Below are 12,487 nucleotides of genomic sequence, written 5' to 3' on the forward strand. Positions count from 1 at the left end.
ACTACGTGGGACTCACGAGCTGGCCGCCAGCCACAACAGCAAAAGGGCGACGGCGAACGCCGGCATCGCGAGCTGAACCACCGCGGCCTTGGCCTTCTTGGGCGAGGAAATGAGAAGGACCATCCCAGCCGCCACCATGGACCCGCACCCTGCCAGGACTAGCGCCGCACCCACACCGTGGTGGCCCAAGGCTGCGGCGATGATGCCAGCAGCAGCCACCAATGCCAGAAACAAGTTGTAGAAGCCTTGGTTGAACGCCATTTCCTTCGTTGCGTGAGCCTGCGAAGCGTTGAGTCCGAAGGTCCTCCGGGTACTCTCCGCCGTCCAGCGCAGCGATTCCAACACGAAAATATAGACGTGGACCAAGGCGGCCAAAGCGGTGAATACGAGGGATGCAAGGAGCATTGAGACCTTCTCAGGGTGTAGGTGACTTTTCGCTGTGGCGCGCGGTTAGTTGCGGGGGATGTTTCGAATGTTGCTGCGGGCCATGCTCACCGCCTCGCCCGCGCCCTTGTTCAGCGCGATCTTGGACATGGCCGTGGCGAAGCCAAGGACCTGACTGCCCTTGATTTTCGGTGGGATGGACAGTGCATTGGGGTCGGTGATGAGCTCCACGAGCGAAGGCCCATTGTGGGCAAATGCGGCGCGGTAGGCGCCGGCAATGTCTGCCGGATCGGTGACCCGCATGGCATGGAACCCCATGGCCGTGGCGATGGCCGCATAGTTGGTGTCGGGCACGTCCACACCGAAGTCGGCCAGCCCGTCCACCAGCATCTCCAGCTTCACCATGCCCAGTGTGGAGTTGTTGAACACCACCACATTCACGGGCAGCTTGTGGGCCGCGGCCGTGATCAATTCGCCGAGCAGCATTGACAACCCACCGTCCCCGGAGATGGAGATGACCTGCCGGGAGGGGTGGGCGGCTTGGGCGCCAATGGCCTGCGGCAGTGCGTTGGCCATGGAGCCATGCAGGTAGGAGCCAATGAGGCGCCTGGTGCCCAACGGGTTGATGTAGCGGGCGCTCCACACGTTGCACATGCCCGTGTCTGCGGTGAAGATGGCGTCCTCGGCCGCAATTTCATCCAGCAGCGACGCCGCATACTCCGGATGAATGGGAACCAACTTATCCGCCTTGCGCGTATAGGCACCCACCGCTTTATTCATGAGCCGGTCATGCTTTTTCAGTATTTGGTCCAGAAACTTCGAATGCGTCTTGGCTTCGAGCAGTGGCATGAGGGCCTGCAGGGTTGGCAGTACGTCGCCGTGGACGCAGATGTCCACGTCGGTGCGCCGGCCCAGATGCTCAGGTGCACAATCCACCTGTGCGGTGCGGGTGCCGGGCAGGAATTGGTCGTAGGGGAAGTCGGTGCCCAGCAGGATGAGCAAATCAGCGCCTTCAATTCCTTCGGCTGCAGCACCATAGCCCAGCAGGCCGGTCATCCCAATGTCGTACGGGTTTGCGTACTGGATGAAGTCCTTCCCCCGCAGGCTGTGCCCAATGGGAGCCTTGATCTTTTCGGCCAGGGCTATGACTTCATCGTGGGCGCCTGCAACGCCGGCCCCCGCAAAGATTGCCACCTTATCCGCTTGGTTGATGGCTTGGGCAAGCTCGGCGACACTTTCGGGGGCCGGTACCAGCGAGGCCCGAGTGAATGGTTGCCACTGCGGGGTAGGGGCACTGGCCGGGAGGCTGGCAATGTCGCCCGGCAGGGTTATAACGGCTACCCCGCGCAAGCCCAGCGCATGCGAGATGGCGCTGTGCATGACGCGTGGGGCCTGTTCTGCCGTGCTGACAAGTTCGGAGTACACCGAGCATTCCTCGAAGATCCGGTCCGGGTGGGTTTCCTGGAAGAAGCTGCTGCCAATTTGTTTGCTGGGGATGTGTGAGGCGATAGCCAGCACCGGTGCCCCTGTGCGGTTCGCGTCATACAGCCCGTTCATCAGGTGCAGGTTTCCCGGCCCGCACGATCCAGCGCACACGGCTAGGTTTCCTGTCAGCTGAGCCTCTGCGCCCGCCGCGAAGGCGGCCGCCTCCTCATGCCGGACATGGATCCAGTCAATGCCTCCGTTGGCGGAGCCGCCGGTTTTTCGCACCGCATCGACCAGGGGGTTCAGGCTGTCACCCACAATCCCGTAAATGCGCTGCACGCCGGCAAGCTGCAGTTGTTCAATGAGCTGGGTGGCAAGTTCCTTGGCCATGGGGGGGACCTTCCTGCTGCAAGGTGTGGGTGGGCAGATACTGGCCAATATAGCCCCTCGCCCAACCCGACGCATCGAGGCGACCCAAATTCACCACACGCTCAGATGAGAAGTTACATTGCGCTCATTTGATACAGTGGGATGAAGATCACGTCTTTAAGGAGCCCCTCATGCCGCAACTCACCGCTGAGAACCTCGGCCGCCTGCCTGAAAATGTCGCAGTCCCTCAGTATGACCGCGCCAAGGTCACCACGGGGATCGTGCACTTTGGTGTGGGCGGTTTCCACCGAGCCCATCAGGCCATGTACATTGACCGGCTCATGAATGCAGGCAAGGCACTCGACTGGGGCATTTGCGGTGTGGGCGTTCTGCCCCATGATGTGAAAATGGCTCACGTCATGGCCCAGCAGGACTGCCTGTACACCATGTTGCTCAAGCACCCCGACGGCCGCCGTGAGGCCCGCGTGATCGGATCCATCACGGAGTATCTCTTCGCCCCGGCAAACCCGGACGCTGTCATTGAGAAGATGGCCAGCCCCAACACCCGCATCGTCTCGCTCACCGTGACGGAGGGCGGCTACAACTTCCACCACGTCACGGGTGAATTCGACGCCGGCAACCCGGATGTGATTCACGATCTGGCCCCCAACGCGGCCCCGCGCACAACGTTTGGCCTGGTCACAGAGGCACTCTCCCGCCGTCGAGCCCGTGGAATTGCCCCGTTCACCGTGATGTCCTGTGACAACATCCAGGGCAACGGCGATGTGGCCAAGAAGATGTTCACGGCGTTTGCGCAGCTGCGGGATCCGGAGTTGGCCGCCTGGATGCGTGAGAATGTCATGTTCCCCAACTCCATGGTGGACCGCATCACGCCCGTCACAGCCGACGCCGACCGCACCGCCATTGCCAAGGAATTCGGCATCGTGGACGAGTGGCCCGTGGTGTGCGAGCCCTTCGAGCAATGGGTTTTGGAGGACCACTTCACGCTGGGCCGCCCGCCCTACGAGGACGCCGGTGTGCAGCTTGTTGAGGACGTGGAGCCGTATGAGCTCATGAAGCTTCGCCTGCTCAATGCCAGCCACCAGGCCCTGTGCTACTTCGGCGTCCTGGCCGGCTACGAGTACGCGCACCAGGTGGCCCAGGACCCGCTCTTTGTGCAGTTCCTGCTGGACTACATGGACCTTGAGGGCACGCCGGCGCTCTCCCCGCTGCCCGGTGTGGACCTTCAGCTGTACAAAAACACGCTCATTGAGCGCTTCGCCAACGAGCACGTCCGCGACACCTTGGCCCGGCTGTGCGCCGAGAGTTCGGACAGGATTCCCAAGTGGCTGGTGCCGGTGGTGTGGATCAACCTGAAGAACGACGCCGCCATCGCCCGTTCCGCCGGCATCGTCGCCTCCTGGGCCCGCTATGCCGAGGGGACGGACGAGTCGGGGCAGCCAATCACGGTGGTTGACCGGCTCAGGGAGCCGCTCATAGCCGCGGCAGCGAAGCAGAGTGAGGAAAAGCTCGCCTTCCTGCGCAACCGGGATATTTTTGGTGACCTGGTGGACAACGAACGCTTCACCGACGCCTACCTGCGCACCCTAGACACCCTGCACAGCAAGGGCGCCCGCGCGGCCGTGCAGGAGCTGGTGAATCTGGGGCGCTAACCTCCCCGGCGCTTCCCGCGCCCGTCCCCCACATCCGCGCCCGGTCTAACGGGGGCAGATGCGGGGGGCGGGCGCAGATTTTAATGTGGCGGTGCTTAACTACACTCCGTACACGGACTTTCGCGCAGCCGTATACCGCTCGCGCACCTGGGCACCCCAGCCGCCGCCGGGCATGAAGGACTCCTCAATCCGGCGGCCCCAGACAGGAAGCTCCCCCGTGGCAGCCCAGGCAGCCTGCCGTGCGGCTCCCAGAGCAACATATTCGCGAGGCTCAGGGACATCCACGGGAACAGCAAACACAGTTGCGGCAGCTTCGCGCAGCGCCCGGGACTTGGAGCCGCCTCCAATGAGCAGCACGCGCTCAACAGGAACCCCGGAAGCGGCAAGGGTATCCAGCCCGTCGGCCAGCGAGTTCAGCACGGCCAAAACCGAGGCCCTCGCCATGTTTTCAGCCGTCATGTTGGTCCGGGTCAGCCCAACCAGCGTGCCCGTGGCGTCGGGAAGGTTGGGCGTACGTTCCCCGTCAAGGTACGGCAGCAGCGTTAGGCCGTCAGCATCTGGCGCGGCGGCGAGCGCCAGCCGGTCAAACTCGGCCAAATCCACATTGAGCATGTTGGCGCCGGCCGCCATGACGCGGGCCGAGTTGATCATGGCTAGCAGGGGCAGGTGCCTGCCCGTGGCGTCAGCGAAACCAGCTATCTGGCCACTGACATCATGAATGGGGTGCTCAGAGACGGCAAAAACAGTGCCAGAGGTGCCGATTGAAACCACAATCTCCCCCGGCGCCAGCTCCAGACCCAACGCAGCCCCGGCGTTATCCCCCATCCCTGCCCCCACCACGGCGGCACTTTCGCCCCAGCACGGCAGCAGCGTCCCGGCACTTGCCTCCGGGTCAAGGACCGGTGGCAGCTCAGGGACACCGCCAAAAAATTGCTCCAAAAGTTCATGCCGGTAGCCGTTGCTCAGCGGGTCAAAATAGGCCGTCCCGGTGGCATCACTGCGATCGGTGCTCCACGAGCCGGTCAATTGCAGGTTCAGCCAGTCGTGCGGCAGCCCCACGGTTCTCACCCGGGCGGCCGCAGCAGGCCGGTTGCGGGCAAGCCACGCCAACTTGGTTAGCGTAAATGAGGCCACGGGGAGCACATTGACGGCGTCAATCCACGTCTGGGCTCCCAGCTCGGCAACCATGGTGCTGGCCTCCTCGGCGCTGCGGATGTCATTCCACAACAGCGCGTCATGGACAGGCACATTCTCTGCATCCACAGCCACCATGCCGTGCTGCTGCGCGGCCACAGCCACTGCCGCCACTTTGCCTGCCAAGGCGGCAATGCCGGCCGCCGCCCAGGCTTCTTCTAGCGCAGCGGTCCACAGCCGTGGATCAAGAAAGGTGCCGTCCGGGTGCGCGGCAGATGCGGTAGCCACTTGCACCCCAGTGGCCAGCTCTATTGCCACCACCTTGCAAGACTGCGTGGAGGAGTCAATGCCCACCACCAACTGGCCGGAAGCCTTGGCTGCACTCATTTTCTCGCTCAAACCAAGGCTCCTTCTTCATCAGCTGATGCCTGTAACGCCAAGGCGAGAGACTCATCAACCACCAGCGTGTGAACAATACCGGCGGCAATACAGGCCCGTACGGCGTCGGCGCGGGCTTCGCCTTGGGCAACGGCAATGACCTTGGGCGTGCGTTGAAGCTGCTTGAGGGTCACGGAGAGGATCCGCGCGTCGAGCTCTGCAGCTACCGCAGAGCCGTCCGCCGCTATCAGCCGTCCGGAGCATTCAGCCACGGCACCCTTGGCAATGCCGTCCTGGCGTGAGGAGTTATCCACGCGGTCCCAGACGGTGGAGAGGTTGGGGGCCCAGGCACCAATGGCAACAAATGCCAGATCCAGAGCATCAGCCTTGGCCATGGCATCGGCAATTTCCGGCTGCCGGCGAAGCCCTGATGCTGTAGCGGCGCTGTCAACAACTAGCGGTGCCCACATGGGCCAAGTGGTCCCGCCACCTAAACGCCCCAGCCGCTGGATGATTTCCAGCGGATTACCTGCTCCCGGGACAGGCAGCGCACCGGCAAGCTGGACAATATTACAACGCGGCAGCTCTTTGACATGCCGGGCGGCCAGATCCAGGGTGCGCGACCAGGAGATGCCCACCGTCATTCCCTTATGGACTTCTGCCATGAGTTCCGACGCCACTGCCTGAGCTTGGAGGTCTCTTTGCGCGAAGTCGTCATCGAGCGTGTTGACCACCACCACGCGCTGCAGCCCGAGGGTTGCGGCGAGCGCCGCAGCGTCCACCGCCGTGTGGCGCCCGGTACGACGAATTTCAATGTGCACTATGCCCGCGGCTCGCGCCTCGTCCAGAAACCGTGCCACTTGGAAACGCGAGATGCCATGTTCAGTGGCGATCTCCACCTTGGAACGACTATCTAGGTAATAGGCCTGCCCAATGCGGGCAAGCAGCTCCTCATGGGAGATTTCAGGCATTGCGCACCTTCCTCAACTGACTTCATGTGAAACATTTGAGCCACTGCTCTTGCTCAAATGAGTATATATGACTAGAGTCACTTAACAAATGAGCAAGATCATGTTCTCAAATGAGCAACGAGATTGAGAGTGACCGATGAAGTTCCCCCCATTCCGAGCTAAGGCCGCTAACCGCCCGAAAGACCGGCCTGCACTTGCCACCCGGCCCCCGATCTGGCTGGCGGCCATGTCCGCAGCAGCACTTGCGCTCAGCGGCTGTACCCCCGCTGGCGCAGCACAGGAGTCTATTGTTGTTGCCATTGTGGCCAACCCGCAGATGAAGGATGCCGTCTCCCTACAGGATGACTTCAAGGCAAAACACCCCGGAGTAAACGTCAAATTCGTCACCCTGCCGGAAAATGAGGCCCGGGCCAAGATCACCGCATCCGTGGCCACCGGCGGTGGCGAATTCGACGTCGTCATGATCTCCAACTACGAGACCGAAATGTGGGCGGCAAACGGTTGGATTGACAATCTACAGCCCGCAGCCGATGCCACCGAAGGCTACGACACCGAGGACTTCATCCCCACAATAAAGGATGCCCTCAGCTACCAAGGTGATATGTACTCGGTGCCGTTTTACGGCGAGTCTTCCTTTGTTGTCTACCGCGAGGACTTGTTCAAGGAAGCCGGCATCACCATGCCGGAGCACCCCACCTGGGATGAGATCGGCGCCATCGCCCGCAAGTTGAACGACCCCACCAAGGACTTCGCCGGCATCTGCCTGCGCGGCCTGGCCGGTTGGGGCGAGGTCATGGCCCCGCTAGACACCGTCATCAACACCTATGGCGGCCAGTGGTTCGACACGGACTGGAACGCGAAGCTGGACTCTCCCGAGGTCAAGGCTGCCGTCACAGATTACGTTGACCTGCTGCACGACGCCGGCCAGCCGGGAGCCGCAACCAGCGGCTACGGCGACTGCATCACCCGCTACAGTCAGGGTAAGGCGGCCATGTGGTACGACGCCACGGCCATGGTCTCCAGCATTGAGGACCCGTCGTCGTCGTTGGTTGCCGGGAAGTCAAAGTATGCTCCGGCACCCGTGGAAAAGACAGAGGATGCCGGCTGGCTGTACAGCTGGTCGCTGGCCATCCCCTCCACCAGCAAGCACAAGGACGCCGCCTGGGACTTCATTTCCTGGATGACTAACAAGGACTACATCAAGCTAGTAGGCAATGAGATTGGCTGGGAGCGGGTGCCGCCCGGCAGCCGCCAGTCAACCTATGAGATCCCCGAATACGCCGCTGTCGCCAAGGCCTACGCCAAGCCGACACTTGACGCCATGTACGGCGCCAAGCAGGCCACCTCCATGGTCAACCCCGTCCCTTACCCGGGCCTGCAATTTGTGGGAATCCCGGAATTCCAGGACCTGGGCACCCGGGTCAGCCAGCAAATCTCGGCCGCCATTGCCGGCCAAAAATCCGTTGATGAGGCACTCAAACAGGCCCAGCAGTATGCCGAACCCGTTGCCAAGTCCTACCAAGAAGGAGGCAAGTGATGGCGAACACGCTGGTTGACCAACACAACCTCAAACAACACGCCCGCCAGAGCGCCAAGAATGCCAAGGCCCCCCAGCAGGGCCCCGGCATCTCCAAGGCCGAAGGCTGGCGCCGCCGCGGCCCGCTGCTGCCAGCGCTGATCTTCACCATCGTCATCACTCAACTACCCTTCCTCGTTACCATTTGGTACTCACTGCGCAACTGGAACCTGTTGCGCCCCGACGGCAACCAGTTCATCGGCCTGACGAACTATGTGGACATCTTCATGGATTCCACGTTCCGCAGCTCTGCACTGAACAGCATCCTCATAACCTTGGGCTGTGTCTTCTTCGCCATGGTTTTGGGCATCATCTTCGCCCTCCTTCTGGACCGCAAATTCCGCGGCCAGGGAGTGGTGCGCACCATGCTGATCACCCCGTTTTTGATCATGCCGGTTGCAGGTGCCACGCTGTGGAGCATCTCCATGCTGAACCCCAGCTTCGGTCTGGTGAACTGGGTCATCTCCCTGGTGGGCATCCCGCCCGTCGATTGGACGGCGTCGCACCCTATTGTCTCCATCCTCATGGCGCTGGTCTGGCAGTGGACCCCATTCACCATGCTGCTGGTACTGGCCGGGCTGCAGTCCCAACCCAAGGATGTGCTTGAGGCGGCCCAGATCGACGGCGCCGGCTGGACGAAGACGTTCATCTGGGTCACCCTGCCCCAACTGCGCCGCTACATTGAACTCGGTGTGCTGTTGGGCACCATTTACGTGGTCAACACCTTCGACCAGATCTACCTCATGACGGCCGGCGGGCCCGGCACTGCCAGCGCCAACCTGCCGTTCTACATCTACCAGCGGGCCTTCCTAGGCTTCGACATTGGCCAGGCCGCAGCAATGGGCGTGGTGGTTGTCATTGCCACCATCATCATCGCCACGTTCGCCCTCCGCCTGATCTTCCGCAGCTTTGACGCAAAGGACTAAGCCGTGACTACCACCCTCACACCATCCACTCTTCCCCCGGCCGTCAAGTCCGCTGAGCGCAAGTCCCGTGAAGCACGACGGCGTTTCTCAGGTTCCGCTCTCACCACCCTCACGTGGCTGCTCGCCTTTGTATTCTTCGCCCCTGTGATCTGGCTGGTCATGACGGCGTTCAAGCCGGAATCGGCCGCCGCGTCCAATCCGCCGGTGTTCTTCTTTGTCCCCACCTTTGAGCAGTTTGAGGCCGTGCTAGCCAACGGTGCAGGCACGTATTTCCTCAACTCGCTCATTGCCACGGGCGTCTCCACCATCTTGGTGATTGTGCTGGCCGTACCAGCCGCCTATGCGGTGAGCATCCGGCCTGTGAAGAAGACCTCCGATGTGCTGTTCTTCTTCATCTCCACGAAGATGCTGCCCGTGGTGGCCGTCATCATGCCCATCTATGTCATTGCGGGGCAGCTGAAGGTCCTGGACAACATTTGGACACTCGTGGTGCTGTACACGGCCATGAACCTGCCCATCGCGGTGTGGATGATGCGTTCCTTCTTCCAGGAAGTTCCTGCAGAAGTTCTGGAGGCTGCCTCCATGGATGGAGCGGGCCTGATCAAAACCTTGCGCACCATCCTGATGCCGATGGTCACTCCCGGGTTGGCTGCCACAGCTTTGATCTGCGTGATCTTCGCGTGGAATGAGTTCTTCTTCGCACTGAACCTCACGGCCGCTAATGCCTCCACCGTGCCGGTTTTCTTGGTCTCGCAAATGACCAGCGAGGGCTTGTTCCTGGCCAAGCTATCCGCCGCATCCGTACTGGCGTCGCTGCCTGTGGTCATTGCCGGCTGGATCGCCCAGAAGCAACTTGTTCGCGGACTATCCATGGGTGCGGTGAAATAAGCACATGAATACTCAAGCAACAAACGTCCCAACACCGGCTGCCACGCTGCCGGAGTCCATGACCGCTTCCGTACTGGTCCGCCAGGGTGAGCTGCGCACAGAGCAGCGTCCGGTTCCCACTCCGGGTCCGGGCGAGGTCCTGGTACGGATCACCTCGGTGGGCGTGTGCGGCTCCGATACCCACTACTTCGCGGAGGGGCGGATTGGCTCCTTTATTGTCGATTCCCCGTTGGTGCTGGGTCATGAACCGGCCGGCGTCATAGCCTCTTTGGGCGCGGGCGTCAGCGACCGGTCCGTTGGTCAGCGCGTCTCGCTCGAGCCGGGCATCCCGGACCCGCTGTCTGAACAGTCACTGGCCGGTTGCTACAACCTAGATCCCGGCGTGCGGTTCTTTGCCACCCCACCCATTGACGGGGTGTTCTGCGAATATGCCATCCACCCGGCCGCATTCTGCCACCCGGTTCCGGACTCGATCAGTGATGATGGCGCCGCCATGCTCGAACCCTTGAGCGTTGCTTTGGCGGCCCGGTCGGCAGGGAAGATCCAGATTGGGGATGCGGTCCTGGTCGCCGGAGCCGGACCCATCGGGTTGCTCATTTCCAAGGTGGCTCAGCTGGCCGGCGCCACCGTGACCCTGAGCGATGTGCGGGCCGAACGGCTGGCCGTGGCCGAAAAATACGGCGCCACGCATACGTTTACTGCTACCGATCCGCCGCCCGTGGTGCCCGAGTTTGATGTGTTCATTGACGCGAGCGGCGCCGAACGGGCCATTCTGAGTGGACTCGAACGGCTGGCTCCCCGCGGGCGCGCCGTCCTGGTGGGCATGGGGGCGGATACCGTTGCGTTGCCCGTGCCATTGCTACAAGGTCGCGAGCTCAGCATCACCGGCACGTTCCGTTATGCGAATACGTGGCCCACGGCCATTGCACTGGCAGCATCCGGACAGGTGGATTTGGACGGGCTGGTCACCTCGGTGCACGGTCTCGACGATGTCCAGAGCGCACTTCTGGCAGGGTCCAACCTAGGAGCGTTGAAGGCCATGGTCCACCCCTAACTCCAACGCTCTCGCAGCAATGGGGCGTTATTTACGAACGCTCTCGCAGCAATGGCGGGATTTTCGGCAACGCTGTCGCACCCAGCTGGGCAGAGTGCGATAGCGTCCGCGTTTTATCAACCAAAGGTGAGATAGCGTCTGCGTTTAGCCAACCAAAGGTGAGATAGCGTCTGCGTCAGCCTCCGGCCACAGACTGAATAATCATCAGCTCCTGGCCGGCGGCGATCTGTGTTTCCAGCCCGTCCAGCCGCCGTACCTCATCGCCGTCGAGGTAGATGTTCACATAGCGGCGCAGCTTTCCCGTCTCATCGCGCACCCTGCGGCCAAATACGGGGAACTCACCGGCAACTGCATCGAGCAGCTCCGACAGCGGCGCCCCCGCTCCCACCTCCAGACGGAGTTCGGCACTTCCGCCCACGAGCGGCTGGAGCAGGGTTGGCACCAAGATCCTCACCTCACCCATGTGCCGTCACGCTCATAGTTCAATGCCGGCGGCACGGACACACAAAACATCCGGCAACTGCCGCAGGACCGGAACAAAGGACTCACCCTCATCAGCACTGGCGTACACAGTCCCGCCGCGGGTGCCGAAGAACAACCCAACCGGGCTGGCAGCGTCTACGGCCGCAGCATCCCGGAGCACCACGTTGCACTCCGGCTCCAGGAGTCCGTCAGTAAAAGATGTCCACGACGCCCCGCCGTCGTCCGTCCTGTGCACAGCAAGTTTCCCTTCCGGGGGAATGCGCTCAGCGTCGGCCTTGATGGGGATGACCCAGGCGGTGTCTGAACGGTGGGGGTGGGTGAGGATGGTGAAGCCAAAATCTGCGGGCAGCCCCTGGGCAATGTTGTCCCAGCTGTCGCCGTTATTGGCGCTACGGTAGACACCTCCGTGGTTTTGCGCGAACAATACCTCAGGCTGGTTGGAATCCCGGGCAATTTTGTGCACGCATTGACCGAACTCCGGTGTATCTACCGGCATGAAACTGGCACCGATTCCGTTGTTCCGGGGCTGCCAGGACGCACCGCCATCGGTGCTGCGGTACACGCCACCGGTGCTCATGGCGACGTGGATGGTGGTGGGATCCGCGGGGCTTGGCAGGACCGTATGCGCCGCCGCTCCCCCGTATCCGGCGCCCCATTCGGTCCGGTGAGGATGATCCCAGAGACCGCGGTTGAGCTCAAAATGTTCGCCATTGTCTGTGGACTTCCACACGGAAATGGGTTCGCAGCCGGCCCAGACAACACCGGGACGGTCCGCGGAATCGGGCTGGATCTGCCACACCCGTTCCAGCGCACTTCCCGTGTCCGGGGGAAAGGTGATGGCTCCGCGCTCAGGTTCATCCCACGTGGCTCCAAGATCATCCGAGTGCGCAACGGTAGGACCCCAGTGTTCACTGCGCAGCCCCACCAGAATGCGGGTGCGGCCCTCGCGAGTGTCGATGGCGATACTCGGGATTTCCGCCATGAGGAAGTGTGGGCCAGTGAAGACGTAATTCTGACGGTCGGAGCTTGTCCCCAACCACAGTCCCTTCTTTGTTCCCACCGCCAACAGATGGGTGGTTCCAGAATGCTCGGTCTGTGCTCCTGCACTATTTTTCATGGGTTAAATTCGATCACTGGAGCCCCGGCGCGGCAATGGGTTCCCACCGGTAACTTATGAACCGCCCACCGTGGCCCCTAGCTGACAGCCACAAATCTGGAATCGACAG

General features: G+C 62.0%; 11 protein-coding genes. 5 read left to right on the plus strand and 6 right to left on the minus strand.

Features of this window, described 5'->3' with window-relative positions; all coding sequences use genetic code 11:
• Nucleotides 1-12: 12 nt before the first annotated feature.
• Both CVS29_RS05385 and CVS29_RS05390 read right to left on the minus strand, forming a co-directional pair.
• Nucleotides 13-405: a DUF1304 domain-containing protein gene (locus tag CVS29_RS05385; protein WP_110105289.1), complete on the minus strand. Its 393-nt coding sequence runs from the start codon at nucleotides 403-405 to the stop codon at nucleotides 13-15.
• A 45-nt stretch (nucleotides 406-450) separates the two neighbouring features.
• Nucleotides 451-2,199, minus strand: coding sequence for a pyruvate dehydrogenase (locus CVS29_RS05390; RefSeq protein WP_110105290.1), 1,749 nt, complete (start codon nucleotides 2,197-2,199; stop codon nucleotides 451-453).
• 170 nt (nucleotides 2,200-2,369) lie between these two features.
• Here CVS29_RS05390 and CVS29_RS05395 point away from each other — a divergent pair, with 170 nt between their 5' ends.
• Complete coding sequence (locus CVS29_RS05395; RefSeq protein ID WP_110105291.1) at nucleotides 2,370-3,851, plus strand: mannitol dehydrogenase family protein; 1,482 nt, start codon at nucleotides 2,370-2,372, stop codon at nucleotides 3,849-3,851.
• Nucleotides 3,852-3,950: 99 nt separating this feature from the next.
• Here the strand turns inward: CVS29_RS05395 and xylB are convergent, their stop codons facing one another.
• Both xylB and CVS29_RS05405 read right to left on the minus strand, forming a co-directional pair.
• Nucleotides 3,951-5,384, minus strand: coding sequence for a xylulokinase (xylB, locus tag CVS29_RS05400; protein ID WP_245932073.1), 1,434 nt, complete (start codon nucleotides 5,382-5,384; stop codon nucleotides 3,951-3,953).
• Entirely contained in the window at nucleotides 5,381-6,334 is a 954-nt protein-coding gene (locus tag CVS29_RS05405) for a sugar-binding transcriptional regulator (protein WP_110105293.1), read from the minus strand. Before CVS29_RS05405 ends, xylB begins: the two co-directional genes overlap by 4 nt.
• A gap of 136 nt (nucleotides 6,335-6,470) precedes the next feature.
• Here CVS29_RS05405 and CVS29_RS05410 point away from each other — a divergent pair, with 136 nt between their 5' ends.
• Genes CVS29_RS05410 through CVS29_RS05425 form a run of 4 tightly spaced genes read left to right on the plus strand, consistent with a single transcriptional unit; the run spans nucleotide 6,471 to nucleotide 10,778 of the window.
• Entirely contained in the window at nucleotides 6,471-7,871 is a 1,401-nt protein-coding gene (locus CVS29_RS05410; RefSeq protein WP_110105294.1) for an ABC transporter substrate-binding protein, read from the plus strand.
• Entirely contained in the window at nucleotides 7,871-8,836 is a 966-nt protein-coding gene (locus tag CVS29_RS05415) for a carbohydrate ABC transporter permease (RefSeq protein WP_110105295.1), read from the plus strand. The genes CVS29_RS05410 and CVS29_RS05415 overlap by 1 nt, the downstream gene beginning before the upstream one ends.
• A 3-nt stretch (nucleotides 8,837-8,839) precedes the next feature.
• Nucleotides 8,840-9,724: a carbohydrate ABC transporter permease gene (locus CVS29_RS05420; protein ID WP_179442308.1), complete on the plus strand. Its 885-nt coding sequence runs from the start codon at nucleotides 8,840-8,842 to the stop codon at nucleotides 9,722-9,724.
• Nucleotides 9,725-9,728: 4 nt separating this feature from the next.
• On the plus strand, nucleotides 9,729-10,778 hold the full coding sequence (locus tag CVS29_RS05425) for an NAD(P)-dependent alcohol dehydrogenase (protein WP_245932074.1): 1,050 nt from the start codon (nucleotides 9,729-9,731) through the stop codon (nucleotides 10,776-10,778).
• Between the two features lie 175 nt (nucleotides 10,779-10,953).
• On the opposite strand, the gene CVS29_RS05430 is transcribed toward CVS29_RS05425, so the two are convergent.
• Together CVS29_RS05430 and CVS29_RS05435 are read right to left on the minus strand one after the other, a co-directional pair.
• Nucleotides 10,954-11,241, minus strand: coding sequence for a MoaD/ThiS family protein (locus CVS29_RS05430; protein WP_110105297.1), 288 nt, complete (start codon nucleotides 11,239-11,241; stop codon nucleotides 10,954-10,956).
• Between the two features lie 12 nt (nucleotides 11,242-11,253).
• A complete protein-coding gene (locus tag CVS29_RS05435; protein ID WP_110105298.1) occupies nucleotides 11,254-12,378 on the minus strand; it encodes a WD40/YVTN/BNR-like repeat-containing protein in 1,125 nt (374 codons plus the stop codon).
• Nucleotides 12,379-12,487 lie beyond the last annotated feature (109 nt).

The sequence above is a fragment of the Arthrobacter psychrochitiniphilus genome (genome assembly GCF_003185915.1).
Lineage (GTDB): Bacteria > Actinomycetota > Actinomycetes > Actinomycetales > Micrococcaceae > Specibacter > Specibacter psychrochitiniphilus.

What these genes read in the sequence shown, in the direction of transcription:
- CVS29_RS05435 (WP_110105298.1), bottom strand. Translation starts at nt 12,378, where the DNA reads ATGAAAAATAGTGCAGGAGCACAGACCGAGCATTCTGGAACCACCCAT.
- CVS29_RS05390 (WP_110105290.1), bottom strand. Translation starts at nt 2,199, where the DNA reads ATGGCCAAGGAACTTGCCACCCAGCTCATTGAACAACTGCAGCTTGCC.
- CVS29_RS05385 (WP_110105289.1), bottom strand. Translation starts at nt 405, where the DNA reads ATGCTCCTTGCATCCCTCGTATTCACCGCTTTGGCCGCCTTGGTCCAC.
- CVS29_RS05425 (WP_245932074.1), top strand. Translation starts at nt 9,729, where the DNA reads ATGAATACTCAAGCAACAAACGTCCCAACACCGGCTGCCACGCTGCCG.
- CVS29_RS05415 (WP_110105295.1), top strand. Translation starts at nt 7,871, where the DNA reads ATGGCGAACACGCTGGTTGACCAACACAACCTCAAACAACACGCCCGC.
- CVS29_RS05405 (WP_110105293.1), bottom strand. Translation starts at nt 6,334, where the DNA reads ATGCCTGAAATCTCCCATGAGGAGCTGCTTGCCCGCATTGGGCAGGCC.
- CVS29_RS05410 (WP_110105294.1), top strand. Translation starts at nt 6,471, where the DNA reads ATGAAGTTCCCCCCATTCCGAGCTAAGGCCGCTAACCGCCCGAAAGAC.
- CVS29_RS05430 (WP_110105297.1), bottom strand. Translation starts at nt 11,241, where the DNA reads ATGGGTGAGGTGAGGATCTTGGTGCCAACCCTGCTCCAGCCGCTCGTG.
- CVS29_RS05395 (WP_110105291.1), top strand. Translation starts at nt 2,370, where the DNA reads ATGCCGCAACTCACCGCTGAGAACCTCGGCCGCCTGCCTGAAAATGTC.